Origin of the sequence: Streptomyces sp. NPDC007983 (genome assembly GCF_042958345.1) — a bacterium.
Lineage (GTDB): Bacteria > Actinomycetota > Actinomycetes > Streptomycetales > Streptomycetaceae > Streptomyces.
In genome coordinates, this window is the sequence record NZ_JBIBJI010000005.1 from 389,233 (window position 1) to 413,534 (window position 24,302).

Here is a 24,302-nt window from a genome sequence, read left to right on the forward strand (position 1 = left end):
ATGGACGACAAGCGCAAGGCACTGCTGCGGCTGCTGCGGGGTGCGCAGGCGAGGCCGGAGACCGTGGAGGGCATCGCCGTCATCGGCCTGGCCGGCCGGTACCCGCGGGCCGGGACTCCGGACGAGCTGTGGGCGCGGGTACGCGACGGCGAGAACTGCGTCCAGGAGTTCCCGCCGGTACGGGGGCCGCGGGAAGCGCGGGCGCCGCGCCCCGGCGGCGGCCCGCCGGACGGCCGCCGCTGGTGGGCCGGGCTGATCGACGACGCCGACGCCTTCGACCCGCTGTTCTTCGGCATCGCCCCCGTCGAGGCCGACGGCATCGATCCGCAGGAGCGGATCTTCCTGGAGACCGTCTGGGCGGCCCTTGAGGACGCCGGCTACCCGCCGCGCCGCCTGGCTCGGGAGAACAACCCGGTGGGCGTGTTCGCCGGGGTGATGAACAGCGACTACGAGTGGATGGGCGGGGAGGCCGCGGCCCTCGGTGCGGCCAACACGGCCCGCTCGAACCACTGGTCCCTGGCCAACCGGGTCTCGTACACGCTGGACTTCCGCGGCCCCAGCCTCACCGTCAACACGGCGTGCTCAGCCTCACTCACCGCCCTTCACCTGGCCTGCGAGAGCCTGCGCGCGGGGGAGTGCTCGGCGGCGGTCGCCGGCGGCGTGAACCTGATCCTGCACGAGTCGCACCTGCGCACCCTGTCCGACAACGGCATGACCTCGCCGGGGAACTGCTGCCGCAGCTTCGGCAAGGGCGCCGACGGATTCGTGGACGGCGAGGGCGTCGGCGCGGTGCTGCTGAAGCCGCTGCGGCAGGCGGTCGCCGACGGCGACCGGATCTACGGCGTCATCCGGGCGTCCGCCGTCAACTCCGGCGGGAAGACCGGGGGATACACGGTTCCCAGCCCCCGGGCGCAGACCGAGGTGATCACGGCGAGTCTGCGCCGGGCCGGAATCGACCCGCGCACCATCGGCTGCGTCGAGGCACACGGCACCGGTACGCCGCTGGGCGACCCGATCGAGATCTCCGGCCTGGCCGAGGCGTTCCGCGAGCGGATCGACGACGGCCTGGCCCAGGGCGTGGAGCGCTGCGCGGTCGGCTCGCTGAAGTCCAACATCGGTCACCTGGAGTCCGCGGCCGGCATCGCGGGCCTGACGAAGATGCTGATGCAGTTCCGGTACGGGACCATCGCGCCGTCGCTGCACTCCGCCGAACTGAACCCGGACATCGACCTCACCGGCACCTCGTTCTTCGTCCCGCAGAAGCCGGTTTCCTGGCCGCGGCCGGTCGTGGCCCGCGAAGACGGGCAGCGCGTGGAGCTGCCGCGCCGGGGCGGCATCAGCTCCTTCGGCGGCGGAGGGGCCAACGTCCACCTGATCGTGGAGGAGTACCGGGCGGACGCCGGGGCGCCGCGGCCGGCGGCCCCGGTGGCGGCCGGCCCGCAGCTGGTGGTGGTGTCGGCGCGCGACGAGGAACGGCTGCGCGCGTCGGCCGCCCGGCTCGCGGCCTTCCTGGAGGAGCCCGCCGCGGCCGGGCACCGCCCGACCCCCGACGCCGGGCAGGTCGCGGACGCGGAGGCCGAGTGCCTGCGGCTGGTCGCCGAGGTGCTTCAGGTCCACACCGACGACCTCGACCCGGCCACGCCGTTCGGCGAATACGGCATCGGCGCGGCGGAACTGATGGTCCTCGCCGGGAAACTCGACGCCGCGTTCGGCGAGCGGCCCGGCAAAACGCCCCTCACCGAAAGCACCACCGTCCAAGCGGTCGCCCGGCTGCTGGCCGGGCCCGCGGCGGATGCGGTGGGGGCGGGCGCGGCGGACGGGCCGGAGCCGGTCTCGCTCGCCGATCTCGCCCACACTCTGCAGACCGGGCGTCAGGCGATGGAGGCGAGGCTCGCGTTCCCCGCGGCCGATCTGGCCGAGGCCCGCGACCGCTTGCGCGCGTTCGCCTCGGGGGGCCCGGCCGCCGGGGTCGTCACGGGCACGGTCACGGCCCGCCGGGCCTCCGGCGAGGACGGGGACCGACTGGCGCGGGCCCTTGACGAGGGCGATCTGCACACGGTGGCCGAGTGCTGGGCACGGGGCGCCGAGGTGGAGTGGGGCCGGCTGCGTCCCGAGGGAACCGTGCGCCGCGTGGGCCTGCCCACCTACCCCTTCGCCCGCAAACGGTACTGGCTGCCGTCGCCGCCCCACCCCGCCGCCGGGGCGGAGCCCGTGGCGAACGCGGCCGCGGAACCGTCCGCCATGGGCTGCTACCGCCCGGCCTGGGTGCCCGAGCAGCGGCCCGCGTCCGATTCCGGCGCGGGCGGCACGGGCGCCTCCCGGGTGCTGATTCTGAGCTCGGACGACGCCGGCCGGCTGGCGGAGGGCATCGCCCGGCACCACCGCGGCGACGACACCCGGATCATCGACCTCGACCACGACGACCTGGTCCGCGCGCTGGCCGAGGCCGGTCCGGTGGACCGCGTCTACCACCTCGGCGGCATCCGCCCGCACGTCCCGGGCGAGGAAGGGGAGCCCGGCGAACTCCACGACAGCCGCAGGCGTGGGGTGCTGGCCCTGTTCCAGGTGGTCAGGTACCTGGCCGACGACGGGCGCCGGGTGCATCTGAAGATCGTCACGAGCGATGCCGCGGCGGCCTTCGGCGATCCCGTCACCAATCCTTTCGCCGCCGGGCTGCACGGGCTGGCCCGGGTCCTGCCCAAGGAGCGCCCGGAGATCAAGGCGGTATGCCTCGACTTCTCCCGGCAGGAGGTGGCCGAGGACGAGGCCGCCTGGGACGGCCTGCTGGCCGCCGTACTGGCCGAGCCCTGCGACTCCACCGGCCGTACGGTGCTGTTGCGGCACACCGTGCGCTACGCGCCCGCGCTCCAGCCGGTCGCCCTCCCCGAGCCGCAGCAGCCGCCGTACCGGGAACACGGCGTGTACGTGATCGTCGGTGGCACCGGCGGCATCGGACGGGAGCTGACCCTCCATCTGGCCGAGCGCTACCGGGCCAGGGTGGTGTGGATCAGCCGCGGCCCGCTCGGCGACGAGCAGCGCGCCTGCGCCGACCGGGCCCGCGGCTTCGGCGGCGAGGTGCTGCACCTGCGCGCGGACTGCCGCGACGTCGCGGACCTGCGGCGGGCCGCCGCGGAAGTGAAGACACGCTTCGGCGCGATCCACGGGGTCGTCCACGCGGCCATGACCTTCGACCCCGGTCCACTGGCCGCGCTCGACGAGGAGGCGTTCGGCGCCGCACTCGCGGTGAAGGCCGACGGCAGTGTGGCGATCGACCAGGTCTTCGGCGCCGAACCGCTCGACTTCCTGGTGTTCTTCTCCTCCGTGGGCGCCCTCGCGGGGACCGCGGGCAACGGCACGTACAGCTGCGCGGCCGCTCTCCAGGACGCCTTCGCGCTGCACCTCGGCCACCGGCGCCGCTACCCGGTCCGGGTCATCGACTGGGGGTACTGGGGCCAGGTCGGCTCCGGTGCCCGGCCCGGCCTGCGGGAGATCTTCGAGAGCCTCGGCATCGGCGAACTCTCCGTCGCCGACGGGCTGTCCGCCGTCAGCCGGGTGCTGGGCAACCGGCTGCCGCAGATCATGCCGATCAGCGCCGACGGCGTCGCCCTGGCCGCCCTGGGCGCCGCCTCCGCGCCGCCCGCCGAGCCGGTTCCCGGCGACGGCGCGCCGACCCTGCGGGCGGCCTCCCGCGCACTGCTGCGGCCGCGCACCGGGGACGCCCCGGGCGCCGGCAGCGTGATCACCGGCCTTCAGCGGCTCTCCGAGATCTGCCGCCCCGCGGTGCTCGGCGTGTTCCAGCAGATGGGCGCTCTGCTGAGCCCGGGCGACAGCCACGACCGGCAGGAGCTGGCCGAGCGGCTGGGCATCGTGCCCGCCTACCGGCGGCTGTGCGAGGCGCTGCTGAACCTCCTGCGAGACGCCGGGTACGTGGCGTTCGACGGCGGGCGGGTGCGCCTGCTGCCCGGCGCCGCCCCGTCGCGGCCGTACGAGCCGGAGGCGATGGAGCCGGAGTTCGACCGGATCGCCGCGGACCATCCCGATCTGGCCTCGACAGTGACCTTGACCCGGCTGTTCCTGCTCTCCTACCCGCGGATCCTGCGCGGCGAGACACGCGCCACCGAGATCATGTTCCCCGACTCCTCACTGGCGCTGGTGGAGGACTTCTACAAGGCCAACCCGCTGACCGACTCCTTCAACGAGCTGGTCCGCGACGCCGTGGACGCCTACCTGGAGCACCGCATCGGGCAGCTTGCTCCCGGTGAGCGGCTGCGCATCGTCGAGCTGGGAGCCGGCACCGGGGCCACCACGGAGACGGTGCTGCCGGCGCTGGCGCCGTACACCGACCTGGTCTCCTACTGGTTCACCGACATCTCCCCGATGTTCCTGGAACACGCCGAGGCCCGCTTCCGCGCCGCGTACGGCGCCCCGGACTTCCTCCACTACCGCGTTCTGGACCTGGAACGCGGGCTGGAGGAGCAGGGCTTCGCCCCCGGCACGTACGACATGGTGCTCGCCACCAACGTCGTGCACGCCACCCGCGACCTGCGCGCCACCCTGGGCAAGGCCAAGGACCTGCTGCGGCCGAACGGCTGGCTGGTGCTCAACGAGCTCACCGAGGTGCGGGACGCCACCACGGTCGTGGGCGGGCTGCTGGACGGATGGTGGCTCTTCGACGACGGGGACCTGCGCCTGCCGGACTCCCCGCTGGCCGCCCCGGCGACCTGGCGGCGGCTGCTGCGGGAAGCGGGCTTCGGCGATGTGACGGTGACCGGCGGCACCGGCCCGGACGGCCGCCCGCGCGGTCAGCACGTGATCGTCGGAGAGGGCGACGGGCTGCGGCCCGCCACGCACGGCGGCACCGCGCACGCCCCCGCCGTGCCGCAGGGCGGGGACGTCGACGCCACCCCGGCGCGAACCGGTCACGCGGAGGAGGCCCCGGCGGGGCCGGCGCCCTCCGAGGATCTGCGGCACCGGCTCGGGGTCATCGTGGCGCGGTGCCTGAAACTCGACGAGGAACCGGACCCCGACCGGCAGCTCGCGTCCTACGGATTCGACTCGCTCACCGGCATGAAGATCGTCTCAGGGATCGCCGACGAGTTCGGCGTGACGGTGCCGCTCGGCGACTTCTACGATCACCCGACGCTGCGCGAACTGGCGCAGCACTACGCTGACATCGGCACCCTCGGATCCCGGCCGCAGGCCCGGATTCCCGCGCCCGCGTCCGCCCCGGTCTCCGATCCCGCGCCCGCCGCGCCCGTCGCCCCCCTCGCGTCCGCCGCCGCCCCCGTCCCGGCCGGGTCGCCCGTCGTCTGCACCCCGGTGACCGTCTCCGGCGAACCGTCGGCCGACCATCCGCTGTCGGAGGGCCAGCGCGCGCTGTGGGTCATCGAGCGCATGACCCCGGGGACGTACGCCTACAACCTGCCGCTCGCCTTCCGGCTCGACCCGGAAGTCAACGTCGGCGCGCTGCGCGTGGCCCTGCAGAGCATCGTGGACCGGCACGACAGCTTGCGCTCCACGATCCGCACCACCGACGACGGCCCGGTACGCACCGTGGCCGCCTGGCAGGAGCTGCACTTCCAGCAGCGCCACCTGGCCGTCGCGGACGAGGAGGCGGTCCGCGACCGGGTCCGGGAGGAGGCCCGGCGCCCCTTCGACCTGGAGCGCGGCCCGCTGCTGCGGGTCACGCTGTTCACCCGGGGCGACGGCGGGCAGGTGCTGCTCCTCGCCTTCCACCACATCATCTTCGACGGGGTGTCCATCGCCGCTTTCCTGCGCGAGCTGACCGCCGGCTACCGGGACGCCAGTGCCGGGCGCCTGCCCACCGGGCCGGCGCCCACGGCGACCTTCGCCGACTTCACGGCCTGGCAGCAGGACATGCTCGCCGGACCCGAGGGCGAGCGGCTGCGCGGCTACTGGCTGCGGCGCCTGCGGGCCGGCATCGAGCCGCCGGCACTGCCGTACGACCGGCCGCGGCCTGAGCTGCCGGGTCACCGCGGCGCCGCCGTCGAGGGCCACATGGACGCCGAACTGGCGGGTTCGGCACGGGAGTTCGCCGCCGAGCGGCGCACCTCGCTGTTCGCGGTGGTGCTGTCCGCGTACATCGCCCTGCTGCACCGCTACACCCAGCAGCCCGGCATCAGGATCGGCACGCCGGCGGCCGGCCGGCCCTCCACCCGGTTCGACGACACGCTCGGCTACTTCATGAACATGGTCGTCCTGCAGACGGACCTCGATCCGGACCAGGACTTCGGTGCCCTGACCGGTCAGGTGCACCGCACCGTGCTGGAGGCGCTCGAGCACGCTCACTTCCCGCTGATCACCCTGACCGAGGCGATGCGTCAGGCGGGCCGCACCGACACCGCGGAACTCTTCCGGGTGGCCTTCTACTTCCAGAACTGGGTGGAATCCGGCAGCCGGGAGCCGGTGCGCGGGGTGTTCGAAGGGGTTCACCAGGAGGGTGAGTTCGATCTGACCCTGGAGGTCGTCGAAGGCGCGGACGGCTGCACGTTCACCCTGAAGTACGACCCCGACCTCTTCGACGAGGGCACCGTACGCGGGCTCGGCGACCACTTCCTGGAGCTGCTGCGGTCGGCCCTGCGGGAACCGGCCCGGCCGCTCGGCGAGCTGCCGCTGCTCACCGGCGAGGAGCGGCGGCGGCTGGAGGCGCAGTGGCAGCGCGACCGGCGGGAATACCCGCGCGGGGCGACCCTGACCGACCTGGTCGGGGAACAGGCCGCCCGGCGTCCGGAAGCGATCGCCGTCACCTCCGGCGACGAGTCGCTGAGCTACGGCGAACTGATCGAGCGCGTGCACCGGGTCGCCGGGCACCTGCGGGGACTCGGCGTCGCGCCCGGCCGGGCCGTCGGCGTCCTCGTGGAGCGGTCACTGCTGCCCGAAGCCCTTCTCGCCGTGCTGGAGGCGGGCGGCGCCTACGTGCCGCTGGACCCGGCCTTCCCCGTCGACCGGCTCACCTACATGGCCGAGGACGCGGGGCTGCACCTCATCGTCACCACGTCCGCGGCGGAGGCCGCACTCGGCGGCATCGACGTCCCGAGGGTGAGGCTGGACCAGTTCGCCGAGGCAGCCGGGGCCGCCCCCCGGAACGCCGGGCCCGTCCGGCAGGCGGGGCCGGAGGACACCGCGTACATCATCTACACCTCGGGATCCACCGGCCGTCCGAAGGGCGTGGCCGTCCAGCACCGCGCTCTGGTCAACTTCCTGTCCTCGATGCGGGAAGCGCCCGGCTTCGGCCCGGACGACACGCTGCTGGCCCTGACGACCGTCTGCTTCGACATCGCCGCCCTCGAGCTGTATCTGCCGCTGGTGGCGGGAGGCCGGGTCGAGATCGCCCCCGCCGAGGTCGCCAAGGACGGGCTGAAGCTGCGCCGTCATCTGGAGGCGTGCGGCGCCACCGTCGTCCAGGCCACCCCCAGCACGTGGAAGATGCTGCTGGCCGCGGGCTGGCAGGGCGATCAGACCCTGACCGCGTTGTGCGGGGGCGAGGCCCTCGACCAGGACACCGCGGACGTCCTGGCCTCCCGCACCGGCGCGGCGTGGAACCTCTACGGGCCGACCGAGACGACGATCTGGTCGGCCGTCAGCCGGCTGCGCACCGGGGAGCGGGTGACCCTCGGCCGGGCCGTCGCCAACACCCAACTGCTCGTACTCGACGAGCGCGGCCGGCTGGTACCGCCGGGCGTTCCGGGAGAACTGCACATCGGGGGCGAGGGCCTGGCGAGCGGCTACGTGGGGCGCCCGGAGCTGACCGCCGAGCGGTTCGTGCCCAACCCGTTCGACACCGTGCCGTCGCCGCGTCTGTACCGCACCGGTGACCTCGTGCGGGCGCTGCCCGACGGCAGCCTGGAGTATCTGGGGCGCACCGACGCCCAGGTGAAGGTCCGCGGCTACCGGGTCGAAACCGGTGAGGTCGAGGCCGCGATGCGCCGGCTGGCCGGGGTGGCCGAGGCCGTGGTGGTGCCCGCCGCCTCGGCCGGGGGCTCCGGCCTGACGCTGCGCGGCTTCTACACGGAGCGGACCGGGCCGGACGCCGCAGCGGTCGACCCCGCGCCGCTGCGCACCTGGCTGCCGGAGTACATGGTTCCCGACGTCCTGGTGCCGCTGAAGGAGTTCCCCCGGACGCTGAACGAGAAGACCGACCGCAAGCGGCTCGGTTCCGCGCCGCTCGACGAGCTGCGGGCGGTCTTCGGGGACGCGCGGCAGGACCCGGAAGTGCCCCGGCCGCGCCGGCCGGCGGCGGACGCCACGACCGAGGACGACACCGCCGCCCGGGTGGCGGACGAGCTGGCAGGCTTGGTGGCCGAGGTCGCCCAGGTGGCGGCGGACCGGGTCCCCCGGCACCGGCCGCTCGGCGAACTCGGCCTGAACTCGGTCGGCTTCACCGCGCTGAGCACCCGGATCGACAACGTCTTCGGCATCGAGGTCTACCCGACCGCCTTCTACCAGCACCCCACCCTCTCCGCCATGGCGCGGCACCTGCTGCACTCCCACCCGGCGCTGCGGGCCCGCTACGGGGGGCACTCCGCCCGGACCACGCCCGCCCTGCCCCCCGCGGCGGTGAGCGTCCAGGCCGCCTCCGCCGGGGTCACGCGGCCCGAGGCCACGTCCGGCACCGCCGGTCACCCGGCCGGCGACAGCGGGGTGGCCGTCATCGGCATGGCCGGCCGGCTCCCGCAGTCGCCGGACCTGGACACCTTCTGGCGGCATCTGGCCGGCGGGCACGACCTGATCGAGGAGATCCCGGCCGACCGGTGGGACTGGCGGGACCTGGCCGGTGATCCGCGCGAGGGCGAGCACTCCCGTTCGCGCTGGGGAGGGTTCGTACCGGACGTGGACCGATTCGACGCCGCGTTCTTCGGCATCTCCCCGCGCGAGGCGGAGCTGATGGACCCGCAGCAGCGCCTGGTGCTGGAAGCGGTCTGGACGGCGCTGGAGGACGCCGGTCTGCGGCCGTCCGAACTGGCCGGCCGCCGAGTGGGGGTCTTCCTCGGCGTCACCAACTCGGACTACCTGGAGGTGCAGCGCGCCTCCGGGCGCGGCACCGACCCCCACACCATCACCGGCGCCGCGCTGTCCGTCATCCCCAACCGGGTGTCCTACCTGCTCGACCTGCGCGGCCCCAGTGTGGCCGTGGACACCGCCTGCTCCAGCTCGCTGACCGCGATCCACCAGGCGGTGTCCGCGCTCCGCGACGGCAGCTGCGACCTGGCGATCGCCGGCGGGGTGAGCCTCATCCTGGATCCGTCGCTGTACATCGCCCTCAGCAAGAGCGAGATGCTCAGCGAGGACGGCCGCTGCAAGGCGTTCGACAGCCGCGCCAACGGATACGTACGCGGTGAGGGCGTCGGCGTGGCGGTACTGAAGGACCTCGCGGCGGCCGCGCGCGACGGCGACCCGGTGCACGCCGTGGTCCGGGGCTCCGCCGTGAACCACGGCGGCCGGACCAACTCGCTGACCGCCCCCAGTCCCGAAGCGCAGGCGGACGTCATCGCGCGGGCCCACCGGCTGGCGGGCACCGACCCGGCCGCCGTCGGCTATGTCGAGGCGCACGGCACCGGCACGGCGCTGGGCGACCCGATCGAGGTGACCGGGCTGCGGACCGCGTTCGCCCGGCTGTACGAGGAGGCCGACCGGGAGCTGCCGGACAGCCCGGCCTGCTCTCTCGGCTCGGTGAAGAGCAACATCGGCCACCTGGAGGCGGCGGCGGGTATGGCCGGTCTGTTCAAGGTGGTCCTGGCCATGCGGTACCGGACCATCCCGGCCAGCCTGCACGTCGTCCAGCAGAACCGCTATCTCGACCTGGACGGCGGCCCCTTCCGGATCGCCACCGAGACCGTCCCCTGGCGGCACCACCGCGATGACCGGGGACGGCCGCTGCCCCGGCGGGCCGGCCTCAGCTCCTTCGGGTTCGGCGGAGCCGGAGCCCACCTGGTGCTCGAGGAGGCGCCCGCCACGGCCGTCGCACCCACGGACACCGAGACCGGACACCGGCCTGGACGGCCGGCGTTGCTGGTGCTGTCGGCGCACACCCGGTCGGCCCTGACCGCCTACGCGGAGCGTCTCGCCGCCCTGCTGCGGCGGCAGGACGGCGAGACGGCCGCGGCGGACCCGGCGAACATGGCAGACATCGCGGACATCGCCTACACGCTCCAGACGGCCCGCGAGCCGATGCCGGAGCGGCTGGCGGTCGTCGCCGAGGACCGCGAGCAGGCGCTCGGCCTGCTGGAGGCGTTCATCGCCGGCGGCCCGGCCCCGGACCGCACGACCGGTGCCGTCCATGGCCGGGCCGGGGCCGCCCCGCGGGGCGCCCGGCCGCGCGGCGCCGCCTGGCAGCGGTACGTGGCGGCCTTGCTGGCCGATCACGACCTCGACACGCTGGCGGACCTGTGGGTCGCCGGCGAGGAGATCGACTGGCGGGCGCTGTACCAGGAGGCCGCCCGGCCGCCGCGCCGGGTGCGCGTGCCCACCTACCCGTTCGAGCGCACCCGCCACTGGGTCGCCGACGGCGCCGGACGCCCGCGGGCCGGGGCGCCCCCGGCGCAGCAGGCCGGGCCGCACCCGCTCCTGGACGCCGACGGCTCCGTGGCGGGGGAGGGGGAGTTCGTCAAGCGGCTCACCGGTGAGGAGTTCTATCTGCGGGACCATGTGGCCGACGGGACGCCCATCCTGCCCGGCGTGGTCCTGCTGGAGATGGCGCGTGCGGCGGACGAGCTGTCACGGAGCGACGGCCTGCCGGTGAACCGGGTCGAGGAGGTGTCCTGGGCCGCCCCGGTCCAGGTCGGCGGCGCCCGGCCCGGCTCCGACGGGGCGGCCGCGCCGCCGGCCGCCGTCAGTCTGCGGATCCGGCTCGACCGGGATCCGGAGCGGCCGGAACGCACCGGCTTCGACATCCGGACCGCCGACGGCGGTGGCGTCCGGCCCCATGCGAGCGGCGTGCTGGTCGCCCGGCCGGCCGGCCGGACCGCCCCGGCCGGACAGCTGGATCTGGCCGCCATCGGGGAACGCTGCCCACGGCAGTCGACGGGCGAGGACTACTACCGCCGTGTCGAGGAGACCGGTTTCCGCTACGGGCCGTCCTTCCAGGCCGTGGAGCGGCTGGCCACGGGCACAGGGGAGGCGCTGGCCCGGCTCGTGCTGCCGTCACACCTGCGCGACGGAGCCGGTGACCACCGCTTCCACCCCGTGCTGATGGACGCCGCGCTGCAGACGGCCGGCAGCATCCTCGCCGGCCCGGACGATCCCGACCGGCCCGCCCACCTGCCGTACTCGGTGGGCGCGGTGGAGCTGACCGCCGACCGTCTCCCCGACGCCTGCCACGCCTACGCCCGGCGCACGGACGACGGCTCCACAGCCGGTCTGAAGGTCTTCGACATCCTGCTGGCCGACGAGGACGGCACCGAGCTGGCCCGCATCGAGCGGTTCACGCTCCGCGCCCTGCCCGGGGCGGCGAACCCGCCCGGCGGCGTCACCGAACCGCTGCTGTGCTTCGAACCGTACTGGCGGGAGAGCACGGCCGGGGCGGAGGGCACACGGCCGCCGAAGACCCTGGTGCTGCTCGACGGCACCGGAGACGGCACCGGTCAGGCGCTCGGCGCCGGGGCGGCCGAGGGCATGGGCGCCCGGACCGTACACGTGGACCTGACCGCGGAACCCGACCTCGAACGGCTCGTGACCGATCTGGCCGACGACCTGACGGGGCGTGGCGACGGACCGGTCGGCATCGTCCACCTGCCCGCCCGGGACGGGGACATCCGGCAGGCGCTCGACAGCGGTTTCCACACCGCGCTCGGCTTCTGCCGCGCCTGGATAGCCGGGCGCGCCGGTGAGGCCCGCTACCTCTACCTCCACACCGACGGCACGGCGGCCGGGCCCGCGCACGCGGCGATGAGCGGCCTGGCCCGCTCGGTGCACGCCGAGTATCCGGGCCTGCTGGTGACCGCCGTCGCCTATGCCCAGGAGACCGACCTGCCCGCCCTGGTGCGGGCCGAGCTGACCACCGCCGAGCCGGTGGCAGAGGTCCGGACGAACGGGCGGCGGCGGCTGATCGGCGCCTGGCGGACGGCCGCCCTGCCGCAGGCCGCGGCGCCCTCGCCGTTCGCGGCTCCCGGCGCGCACCTGGTGACCGGAGGCACCGGCGGCATCGGACTGCACCTCGCCGAGCGGCTCGCGGCGCGCGGCGCAAGCGTCGTGCTCGCCTCGCGGTCGGAGCCGTCGCCCGCGGCCCGGGCCCGGATCGCCCGGCTGGCGGACGGCGGTGCCCGGATCACGCACGTACGCGCCGATGTGACCCGGCGGGAGGACGTGGCGGCGCTGGTCCGCACCGCACGCGAGCGGTTCGGGCGGATCGCGGGCGTCACTCACGCGGCCGGGGTGCTGCGCGACGGGTTCGTCCTGAGGAAGACCCGCGCGGACGCCGAGGCGGTGCTCGCTCCCAAGGTGCGGGGCGCGCTGTGGCTCGACGAGGAGACCCGTGACGAGCCGCTGGAGTACTTCGTGGCCTTCTCCTCGACGGCGGCGGCCCTGGGCAGCGTCGGGCAGTCCGACTACGCCTTCGCCAACGGCTTCCTGGACCACTTCGTGCTGCGCCGCGAGGAGCGGCGCGAGGCCGGGACCCGAACCGGGCGGAGCCTCGCCGTGAACTGGCCGCTGTGGCGGGACGGCGGGATCGCCATGGACGCCGCCGCCCAGCAGGCCATGCGGCGCGAGCTCGGCTTCAGCCCGCTTCCCGCGGACGTCGCGCTGGACGGACTGGAGCGGGCGCTGGCCGGCCGGGCGCCCCGGCTGCTGCTCGCCACCGGCGACGGCACCGTGATCGAGCGGGCCCTGACGGCAGGTCACACCGCACCGCGCGGTGAGCCGGGCGCGCCGGCCCGGCCCGTGAACGGCCTGCCCGATCTGCGGGGCAGGACCGAGCGGTTCCTGCGGGAACTCCTCGCCGCGGAGCTGAAGATGCCGGCCGAGGACATCCGGCCGGACGAGCAGTTCGAGCGCTACGGCGTCGACTCGTTGCTGGTGATGAGCATGACCCGGGCGCTGGAGCAGCACTTCGGGACGCTGTCGAAGACGCTGTTCTTCGAGTACTTCACGGTGGCCGAACTGGCCGGCTACTTCCTGGCCGAACACGCCGGGCGGCTGCCCGGGGTGCTGGGCGTCGCGGAGCCGGACCCGCCGGCCGAGGATGTGCCGCGGGCTCCCGCGGCCGGGACGTCCGCGGAGGTGGCCACCGTGCCCGCTCCGGTGAACGGGGCCGCTCCTGCCGCTGTGCCCGGCAGCGCCGTACCCGCCGCCGCCCGCTCCGCCGTCACCGCCGCCGTGCCGGAAGCACCGGCCACGTCACCGGGCGGCCCGGACGACGACATCGTCATCACCGGCGTGAGCGGCCGCTACCCGCGCGCCGACGATCTGCGGGAGTTCTGGCACAACCTGCGGGAGGGCCGGGACTGCGTCGAGGAGATCCCGGAGGACCGCTGGGACCACGCGCGTTACTTCGACCCGGACAAGGAGGCCCAGGGCAGGTCGTACTCCAAGTGGGGCGGCTTCCTGCGGGACGTGGACCGGTTCGACCCGATGTTCTTCCGGATGTCGCAGGTGGAGGCCGACCACATCGACCCGCAGGAGCGGATCTTCCTGGAGACGGTCTGGCACCTGCTGGAGGACGCGGGCCTCACCCGCGAGGCCATGGCGGGCAGCCGTACCGGAGTCTTCGTCGGCATGATGTACGGCCACTACCAGCTCTACGGCGTCGAGGAGGCGCTGCGCGGTGAAGGCATCGCGACCTCCTCCTCGTACGCCTCCGTCGCCAACCGGGTGTCGTACTTCTTCGACTTCGGCGGGCCGAGCGTGGGCCTGGACACCATGTGCTCGTCCTCGCTCACCGCCATCCACCTGGCCTGCCAGGCCATCCGGAGCGGGGACTGCGAGACGGCCGTGGCCGGCGGGGTGAACGTCTCCAGTCATCCGCTGAAGTATCTGCAGCTCAGCCGGGGCGGGTTCCTGTCCACCGACGGGCGCTGCCGCAGCTTCGGCGAGGACGGGGACGGCTATGTGCCCGCCGAGGGCTCGGGTGCGGTGCTGCTGAAGCGCCGGTCGGCCGCGGAGGCGGACGGCGACCGCATCCTCGCCGTGATCAAGGGGTCCGCGGTCAACCACGGCGGCGCGGGCAAGGGCTTCAGCGTGCCGAACGCGAAGGCCCAGGGCACCCTGATCGCCGACGCGCTGGCCCGCGCGGCCTGGACACCGGGCGATCTGGATTACATCGAGGCCCACGGCACCGGCACCGCGCTCGGCGACCCGGTGGAGGTCAGCGGGCTGCTGCGCGCCTTCCGCGGCCACGACCTGAACGGACGGAAGATTCCGATCGGGTCGGTGAAGTCGAACATCGGGCACGCCGAGTCGGCGGCAGGCATGGCGGCCGTCACCAAAGTGCTGCTGCAGTTCCGGCACGGCCTGCTGGCCCCGTCCCTGCACGCCGAACCGCTCAACCCGAACATCGACTTCGACGCGGCGCCGCTTCGGGTGCAACGGGAACTCGCCGCATGGCCCCCACGCACCGACGCGGCGGGCCGGCCGCTGCCGCGGACCGCGGCGGTCAGCGCGTTCGGCGCGGGCGGCACCAACGCCCATGTTCTGCTGGAGGAGTACGTGCCGCCCCCCTCACCTCCGACGGCGAAAGCCCGCGCTCCGTTCGTCTTCGCACTCTCGGCCCGGGACCGCGCACGGCTCGACGCGTACGCCGGGCGCATGGCGGACTTCCTGCGGACCGACGGCGCGGACACCGATCCCGCGGCGCTGGCCCACACCCTGCAGTCCGGCCGGGAGCCGATGGCCCACCGGCTGGCCGTGGTCTTCCGTGACCGCGCCGAACTGCTGGCCCGGATCGGCGAGTACCTGGCCGGCCGGGACAGCACACCGGGCGTGTGGACGGGGACCGTACCGCGCCGTACGCGGCCCGGGACGGGCCCGGAGGCAGACCCGGAGACGGGCCCGGAGGCAGACTCGGAGACGGGCCCGGAGACAGACCCGGAGGCGCTGGCCGCCGCCTGGACCGCCGGAGCCCCCGTCGACTGGCGGATGCTGTACGACGGGCCGCCGCCGGCCCGGGTGGAGCTGCCGGGCTACCCGTTCGCGCGCGACAGGTGCTGGTTCGCGGCGCCCGGGAGTGCTCTCCCGCACCACGCCCCGCACCACGCCCCGGACCCCGGCCCGTCCGCCGCCCCCGCCGCCCCCGCCGAGTCGCGGCAGCCTCGGCGGCCCTCGGACGGGGCAACCGCCGTAACCCAAGGAACCACCATGTACGAGGAGATCACTCTCTCCGCCGATACCCCGGTCATCGCCGGCCATCAGGTCGCGGGGCACCTGCTGCTTCCCGCCCTGGCCTACATCGACCTCATTCACCAGGTGTTCCGCCGGCAGGGACAGCCACATGACGAGCTGGAGCTGCGGGATCTGACGGTGCTGCGCCCGCTGGTGGTGACGCCCGAGGAACCCGCCCGGATCGCGCTGGACGGCCGGCCCCTGGCCCCCGGCCGCTGGGCGGTGCGGATCGTGGACCGCTCCCAGCCGGACGCGACGCCCTTCGCCACGGCCGAGATGGTGTCGGCGGGCCCGGTCCGGTTCGCCGGCCCGCGGCGGCCCGCCGCCCCCGCACCGTCCGCCGTGCCCGAGGACCTGGGCGCCGTCTACGACCGGGACGGCCGCGTCGGGCAGGTCTACTCCGGCGCCGTCAGGGCCGGCGGCCGGGTGTGGGAGGACGCCGAGGAACTGACCGCCGAACTCACACCGCCGTCCGGCGCCGGTACCGGTGGCCACCTGTTCCACCCGGCGCTGCTGCTCGGCGCAGCGGTGGCGGCCGGTTCGCTGCTGTCCGGCGGCGGCCGGGACGGTGCGTTCTTCCTGCCCATGTACGTGGAGTCGTTCCGGGCGGTGGCGCCGCTGACCGGGCCGTGCACGGCCCGCGTCCGCCGGTCGTCGCTCAGCCTTCGGGACGAACTCGCCAGGCTGACGATCGAGTTCCTGGACGGCGACGGGCGCATCCTCGCCGAGCTGCGCGGCCTGTCCAGCAAGCTGATCCGCTCCGGCACCCTGCCCGGACTGTCCGCCCCGGCTCCGCGGACGTCACCGGCTCCCCGGCCCCCGGCGGGGCCGGACGGTGCGCCGCTGACGCCCACCCAGGAACGGCTGCGCCGACTCATGGCGGACCGGCTGGGCCTCGCCCCGGAGACGCTGAACCCCGCCATCGGCTACTACGAGCTGGGCATCGACTCGGTCAGCGTCCTGGATCTGGTCACCATGCTGGAGCAGGCCGTCGGCCGGGACCTGCCGCCCACGCTCCTCTTCGAGTACACGACCATCCGCGATCTGGCCGCCTACCTGGACGAGCACCACCCCGGCACCCTGGGCGACATCGCCGCGGCGACCGGCTCTCCCGCTGTCCCGGCCGCGGAGCGCACCGGGCCGGTACCGGCCGGGCCGGTACCGGCCCCGGACGGCACCCGGCTGCTCGCCAAGGGCTGGGAGCCGGCCGGACCGGGCACCGGCGGTCCGCTGCCGCGCTCGGTCGCCGTCCTCGCCACCGCGCGGACCCGGGCGCTGGCGGACCGGCTCGCCCGTGAACTGCCGCGGGTGGAGGTCCTGGAACCGGCCGACCTGGCCGGGATGCCCGCTCCGGGCCGGTTCCAGGCGTGCGTCGACCTGACCGGGTGCGCACCCGCCGGGCAGGACACCCGCCGCATCCACGACGACCCCGCCGACTGGCTGCCCTGGGTGCAGCAGTTGGTGTCCCGGGCCTCGGCGGCGGAGCCGGTGCTGTTGCTCGGCGTCACCCGGGGCCTTGAGACCCCGCCCGCCGGCGGTGCGGACACCGGCCGGCAGCCGGTCAACCTCGCCGGCGCCGCGCGGGCCGGCCTGTACCGGATGCTGCAGAGCGAGTACGCGAAGGTGCGGTCGCGGCATGTGGACGTGGACCCCGCGGACGACGATCCGACGGTGATACGGCAGATCGCCGCCGAACTCGCGGACACCGGCGAGGACGCCGAGGTGTGCCACCGCGCCGGCCGGCGCTACCGGGCGGTGCTGCGGGAGACCCCGGTGGGAGCCGGGCGCGGTGACGGCGTACTGCCGTTCCCCGAGGACGCGGTGCTGTGGATCACCGGCGGCACCGGCGGCCTGGGCCTCGCCTTCGCCCGGCACGCGGTACGGCACTGGGGGGTGCGCCGACTGGTGCTCACCGGCCGGACCCGACTGCCGGACCGGGCCGACTGGGAGGCCCACGTCGACGATGGTCCGCTCGGCCGCAGGCTCGGCGCCCTGATCGACCTGGAGCGGGCCGGTGCCCAGGTGCGTGTGCTGTCGCTGCCGCTGGACGGTTCCGCCTCGGGCGACCTGGCCCGCGCCGTGAGCGAGGCCGAGCGTGACCTGGGCCCGGTCGGCGGTGTCATTCACAGCGCCGGGTTCGCCGACCGCGACAACCTCGCCTTCGTGGGCAAGCCGGCCGCCGGTGTCCGGGGCGTGATGGACCCCAAGGTCGCCGGTCTGGACGCACTGGTGGACTCTTTCGCGGGCCGCTCGCTGAGGTTCTTCGTGGTCTGCTCCTCGGTCGCCGCCGTGGTGCCGAGCGCGGCCGTGGGCCAGAGCGACTACGCCATGGCGAACGCCTACGCGGACTACCTGGCCGCGGCCAGGCCGCACGGCCTGCCGCTGCTGAGCGTGCAGTGGCCGTCCTGGAGCGGTGTCGGCATGGGCGACGCGGAACCCGGCCCCGGCTACCTGCGCACCGGCCTGGGCAGTCTGTCCGAGTCCGAGGGGACTGCCCTGCTCGACCACTTGGTGACGCACGACGCGGGACCCGCGGTCCTGCCCGCGGTGGTCCGGGACTCCGCCGTCTGGCGTCCCGAACTGCTGATGCGGCGCCGTATCGACGTCCCGGCCGCCGCCCCGGCCCCGGCCGCGGAGCCCACCCCGGCCGCCGAGCCGGTCGGCCCACGACCCTCGGGGGAGCTCGCCGAGACCGCTGTCTCGTGGCTGCTCGGCCTCCTCGCCGAGCACCTGCACTTCGACCCGGACAGGCTCGCGGCCGACACGCCGATCGAGGACTACGGGACCGACTCGATCATGATGGTTCAGCTGCTGCGCAGCGTCGGGAAGCGGCTGGGCGCCGAACTGGACCCCTCCGCGTTCATCGAGCACCCCACGGTGGAGTCCTTCGTGGGCTGGCTCGCACAGACGTATCCGGCGGAGTTCACCGCGGCCTTCGGCACCGGTCCCGCCGAGGAGCCCGTGCCGGAGCCCGTGCCCGTACCCGCGCCGGAGCCCGTACCCGCGCCGGAGCCCGTACCCGCGCCGGAGCCCGTACCCGCGCCGGAGCCCGTGCCCGTCCGGGGGGCCACGTCCGTCACCGAGCCCGCGGACGTTCCCGCGTACGCGCCCCAAGGCGCCGCCGGACCCGACGACATGGCCGTGATCGGCATGTCCTGCCGCTTCCCCGGAGCGCCGGACCTGGCCGCGTACTGGCGACTGCTCAGCGAGGGGCGCTCCGCCATCGCCCCCGTCCCCGCGCACCGCTGGGACGGTGGCGACGGCCTGATCGCCGGGCTGATCGACCGGGACGGCTTCGACCCGGGCTTCTTCCTGCTCTCCGACGAGGACGCCGCGGCCATGGACCCGCAGGCGCTGGTTCTCCTGGAGGAGACGCTGTTCGCCCTCGGCGACGCCGGCTACCGGCCGGCCGACCTCAAGGGCCGGGACGTCGGCGTCTACATCGGCGCCCGCAGCCGTCACCTCCCCGACGACGCGACGCTGAGCCGGACCCGGAACCCGATCGTGGCCGTCGGACAGAACTACCTCGCGGCCAACGTCTCCCGCTTCTTCGACCTGCGTGGGCCCAGCGTGGTGGTGGACACCGCGTGCTCCTCGGCACTGGTCGCCATGCGGGCCGCCGCCCAGGCGCTGCGCGACGGTGACGCGGACGCGGCCGTCGTCGGCGGAGCGACCCTGCTCGCCGACGACGCGGGCCACCGGCTGTTCGATCAGCGCGGGCTGCTCAGCCCGGATCCCGCGTTCCACGCCTTCGACCGGCGGGCCCAGGGCATCGTCCTCTCCGAGGGCGCCGGGGTGGTCGTTCTCAAGCCGCTGGCCCGCGCACTCGCCGACGGCGACCGGGTCCAGGCGGTGCTCAAGGGCATCGCGGTCAACAACGACGGCCGCACCGCAGGCCCTGCCTCGCCCAGCCTGGCCGCGCAGCAGGCGGTGATGGCCAAGGCACTGGAACGCAGCGGCAGGCGCGCGGACGAGGTGACCCATATCGAGGCCAACGCGGCCGGCTCGGCGGTGCACGACCTGACCGAACTCAAGGCGATCCGGACCGTCTACCGCGGCTCCTCCACGGCCCCGTGCAGCGTCGGGTCGGTGAAGCCGAACATCGGACACCCGCAGTGCGCGGAGGGCATCGCCGGATTCATCAAGGTCGTCCTGATGCTGCGCAACCGGCGGCTGGTGCCCTTCCTGTCCGGGCAGGAGCCGCCGGAGCACTTCGACCTCTCGGCCACGCCGTTCACCTTCGCCCGCGGCCTGGACCCGTGGCCCGACGCACCGCTCGTGGCGGCGGTGAGCTGCTTCGCCGACGGCGGCACCAACGCCCACGCGGTGCTGGAGGGCTGGACCGGCCCGGCCACCGGCCGCCCGGAGCTGGAGCGGCCCGCCCTGGCCCGCCGCACGCTCACCGGCCCCCCGGCCACGGCCCCGGCCGCCGCCGCCGCGGCCGCTCCCGCGGGGACCGCCGCCCCGGGGACCCCGCCGGTCCCGGTCGCCGTCATCGGCATGGCCGGCCGGTATCCGGGAGCCGACGGCCTCGACGCCTACTGGCAGAACCTCCTCCAGGGCCGTGACGCGGTGACGGAGGTCCCCGCCGACCGCTGGCCGTGGCAGACGGCCGGCGGGACCGGCGTGCCGATGTCCCGATGGGGCGGCTTCGTCGCCGACGCCGACTGCTTCGACTCCGAGTTCTTCCGTATCTCCCGGCCCGAGGCGGAGATCACCGACCCGCAGGAACGGCTGTTCCTGGAGACCTGCTGGGAGGCGATCGAGAACGCGGGTTACACCCCGGCCGCGCTGGCCGCGCCGCGCGGGCCCGAACAGCGCCGCCGGGTCGGCGTCTTCGCCGGCGCCATGCACAAGGACTACTCCCTGATCGCCGCGCAGGCGGCGCCGGTGGGCGGCAAGCCGCTCCCGGTGAGCCTCAACCAGGGAATGATCGCCAACAGGGTCTCGTTCTTCTGCGACTTCAACGGTCCCAGCATGTCCGTGGACTCGCTCTGCTCCTCGTCGCTGACCACCGTGCACCTCGCGGTGGAGAGCCTGGCCCGCGGGGAGAGCGAGGTGGCCATCGCCGGCGGGGTGAACCTGTCGCTGCACCCGGCGAAGTACCAGACCTACGGCGCGGTCGACATGCACTCCTCCGACGGGCGCTGCCGGTCGTTCGGCGCGGGGGGCGACGGGTGGGTCTCGGCCGAGGGCGTCGGCGCCGTGGTGCTCAAACCGCTGGACCGGGCCGAGCAGGACGGCGACCACATCTACGCCGTCATCCGGTCCACTGCCGTAAACCACGTCGGCGCCACCAGCGGAACCATCGTCCCCAGCCCGACCGCCCAGGCGGCGGTCATCTCCGAGGCCCTGGACCGGGCCGGCGTCGACGCGCGCACCATCGGCTGCGTCGAGGCGCACGGAACGGGCACCAAGCTCGGCGATCCCATCGAAGTCCAGGGCCTGCTACGAGCGTTCCGCCGGCACACCGCCGACAACGGTTTCTGCGCCCTGGGGTCGGTGAAGTCCAACATCGGCCACGCCGAGTCGGCGGGCGGGCTGGCCGGGCTGACCAAGGCGGCGCTGCAGCTCCACCACCGCACCCTGGTGCCCTCCCTGCACTCCACGACCGCCAATCCGTTGCTCGACCTGGAGAACACACCCTTCCGCCTGCAGCACCGCGCGGAGCCGTGGCCCGAGCCGGCGGCGGGCGGGCCACGGCGGGCCGGTCTCAGCTCCTTCGGCGCCACCGGATCCAACGCCCACATCGTGCTGGAGGAGTACGTACCGGCCGCCGAACGCCCGGAACACCGGGACCACGGGCCGCAGATCGTCCCGCTCTCGGCGCGCGACGACGACCGGCTGCGGGCCCTGGCGGGGCGGCTGCTCGCCTTCCTGGGCGCCGAAGACGGCGAAGGCGGCGAGGGCGGCGGTGGCACGGCGCCCGTGTCGCTGCCGGAACTGGCCCACACCCTGCAGACCGGACGGGTCGCCATGGCAAGCCGGGTGGCCTTCGTCGTGGCGGACACCGCCGAACTGCGCCGCCATCTCGACACCTACCTCACCGGGGCGCGGACACCGGGCACGGCCACGGGCCCGTGGGACTTCGGTGCCACGCCCGCCGCGCCGGAGACCGTCGAGCGGTGGCTCGCGCAGCGGCGGCTGCGGGAGCTGGCCGACCACTGGTCGGCCGGCGGCGCACTCGACTGGCAGCGGCTGTGGACGGCCGCCCGGCCGCGCCGAGTGCCGCTTCCCACCTACCCGTTCGCACGCGAGCGCCACTGGCACCCCGGCGCACTGCCCGCGGCGGCCCACGCCACGACGCCCGTGACCGCGTCCCCGGCCGCACCCGCACCCGCACCCGCACCGCACGCGACACCGCCGACGGCCGCACCCGCGCCCCCTGGGCCGCTGCCGCCCGGCCAGGTGGCCGACCTGGAGGCTCGCTTCCGGGCCGGTGAACTGTCCGCCCAGGACGTCCTGGACCTGCTGGATGCCGGCTCGACCGACGGAGCTCACCGATGACGAACACCGACTTCCGGTCCGTACTGCACCTCTACGCCAACGGGAACCTCGACCGGGAGCGCGCCCGGAACCTGCTGGAGGCTTCGGCGCCGCCGCCCGCCGCTTCGGTTGCCCCGCGGCAGTGGCCGTCCCGGTCGGCACCGATGGACATCGCCGTCATCGGCATGGCCGGCCGGTTTCCCGGCGCCTCGGACGTACGGGAGTTCTGGCGCAACCTGGAGGCCGGCCGTGTCACCGTGGGTGAACTCCCGGCCCACTACCTCCGCGCCGAGGGGCCCGGCTACCGCTGGGGCGGCGCCCTGCCGGACCGGGACGGCTTCGACGCGCCGTTCTTCGGCATCAGCCCGCACGAGGCCGACTCGATGGACCCGCACCAGCGGCTGCTGCTCCAGGAAGCGTGGCACGCTCTGGAGGACGCGGGTCATGACCCGGGAACGCTGCGCGGCAGCCGTACGGGCATGTTCATCGGCGCCGAGCCCACCGGCCACCCGCACGAGTCACCCGGTCGCGCAACCGACGCCCAGGCGGCCGCCGGGCTTTCGGCCGTCCTGGACCTGCGCGGGCCGGCCCTGGTGGTGAACACCACCTGCTCGTCCGGGCTGGTCGCCCTTCACCTGGCCTGTCAGAGCCTGCTCAGTGGTGAGTCGTCGCTGGCCCTGGCCGGCGGTGTGCACGCCGGGCTGGAACCAGAAGCGCTGGACACCGCGGCGGAGAGCGGGATGCTCTCGCCCTCCGGCGAGTGCCGCACCTTCGACGCGTCGGCGGACGGCACGGTCTTCTCCGAAGCTGTCGCCGTGGTGGTGCTGAAGCGGCTCGCCGACGCGATCGCGGACGGCGACCACATCCATGGCGTGATCCGGGCCACCGGTGTCAACCAGGGCGGGGCGGGCACCAGCGGCGCCGCGCCCGACGGCGCCGCACAGGAGCAGCTCATCAGCGAGGTCTACCAGCGGTACGGAATCGACCCGGAGCGGATCGGCGCCGTGGAAGCGCACGGCGCCGCCACCCCCCTGGGCGACCCGGCCGAGGCGAACGCCCTGGCCCGGGCCTACCGCCGGTTCAGCGACAAGAGCGGCTACTGCGCTCTGGGCAGCGCCACGTCACACATCGGCCACTCCCGGGCCGCCGCCGGCCCGGCAGGGCTGATCAAGATCCTGCTGTCCATGCGGCACGGCCTCCATGCCGGCCTTCCCACGCTGAACAAGCCCAGCCCGCTCATCGAACTCGACGGTTCGGCGTTCGTACTGGACGACGTGCCCCGGCCATGGCCCGCCGTGCCCGGCGTCCCCCGGATGGCGGCGGTCAACTCCGTCGGCCACAGCGGTACCAACGTCCATGTGGTGGTCGAGGAGCATCTGCCGGCGGATCAGGGGCAGCGTCCCGCCCGGTCCCCGGCGGGCGGACCGGAGCACCACCTCGTACCGCTGTCGGCGAAGAGCCCCGAGCGGCTGCGCGCGTACGCGGACCGGCTCGCGGCCTTCCTGGAGGACGCCGCGGCCCGGACACCGGTGGCGGCCCCGGAGCACCGGGAGCCGGTGGCACCGGCCCGGTTGCGCGAGCTGCTGGCCGGAGTGCTGGAGGTGGAGTCCGGCCAGATCGGCGAGGACGAACCGTTTTCCGGAATCGGTGTGGAGCCCAGCCACCTCGCCCGCCTCGGCGAGCTGCTCGAGGCCGAATCCGGCGGGACGTACGACCCGGCCGTCGCCCACCGGGCCCGCTCGCTCACCGATCTGGCGCGGCTGCTCGCCACCGAGGAGCCGGGGCGTGACGCCGCCGGCCGGGCGGCGGGGCCGGACCTCGCCGCCGTGGCCCGGACCCTGCAGCACGGCCGGGCGGCGATGACCGAGCGGGCCGCGTTCGTGGTACGTGACCTCGCCGGACTGATCGCCGGGCTGAAGGCGCTGGCCGCCGGGGAGAGCGCCGCGGAGGGCTGTCACCGGGGCACGGCGTCCGGGGCCGGGACCGTGGCCGGCCTGTTCGCGGGCGACCCGGAACTGGGCGAGGTGGTCGGCAAGTGGCTGGACCTCGGAAAGCTGGACAAGGTCGCGGAGCTGTGGGTGAACGGGGTGCCGGTGGACTGGCGCGCCGCACACCGGCGCGGCGGAGCCGGGCGGATACCGCTGCCCGGCTACCCGTTCGGGAAGGATGACCGATGACCCCGCGGACCGGGCGGCGAACCGTCTTCATGTTCTCCGGGCAGGGCTCGCAGTACTACCAGATGGGCCGCGAGCTGTACGACCATGAGCCGGTCTTCCGGGATGCCCTGCGCCGCTTGGACGACCTCGTCGCGCCGGACGTCGGCGGCTCCGTCATCGCCCGGCTGTACGATCCGGACCGCCCGGCTGCGGCGCCGTTCACCGACACCGTCGTCACCCATCCGGCGATCGTGATGGTGGAGCTGGCGCTGGCCGAGACCCTCATGTCCCACGGTGTGACGCCCGATCTGCTGCTGGGCGCCAGCC

Annotated in this window: 3 protein-coding genes (1 of these 3 running past the window's edge); all 3 read left to right on the forward strand. The window is 74.7% G+C overall.

Going from position 1 to position 24,302, the window contains the following annotated elements:
* Tightly spaced (each overlapping or abutting the next), the 3 genes in view from ACFZCY_RS18665 to fabD form a layout consistent with a single transcriptional unit that may run on beyond the window.
* Positions 1–21,840 carry an amino acid adenylation domain-containing protein gene (locus tag ACFZCY_RS18665; protein ID WP_391174248.1) on the forward strand — a complete coding sequence of 7,280 codons (21,840 nt, stop codon included), beginning with the start codon at positions 1–3 and terminating at the stop codon, positions 21,838–21,840.
* Entirely contained in the window at positions 21,837–23,996 is a 2,160-nt protein-coding gene (locus ACFZCY_RS18670) for a beta-ketoacyl synthase N-terminal-like domain-containing protein (protein WP_391174245.1), read from the forward strand. The genes ACFZCY_RS18665 and ACFZCY_RS18670 overlap by 4 nt, the downstream gene beginning before the upstream one ends.
* Positions 23,993–24,302, forward strand: partial view of an ACP S-malonyltransferase gene (gene fabD, locus ACFZCY_RS18675; protein WP_391174242.1) — the beginning only. It continues 3,116 nt past the right edge of the window; the window shows 310 of its 3,426 coding nt (coding positions 1–310); the start codon lies at positions 23,993–23,995; its stop codon lies off the right edge, out of view. The genes ACFZCY_RS18670 and fabD overlap by 4 nt, the downstream gene beginning before the upstream one ends.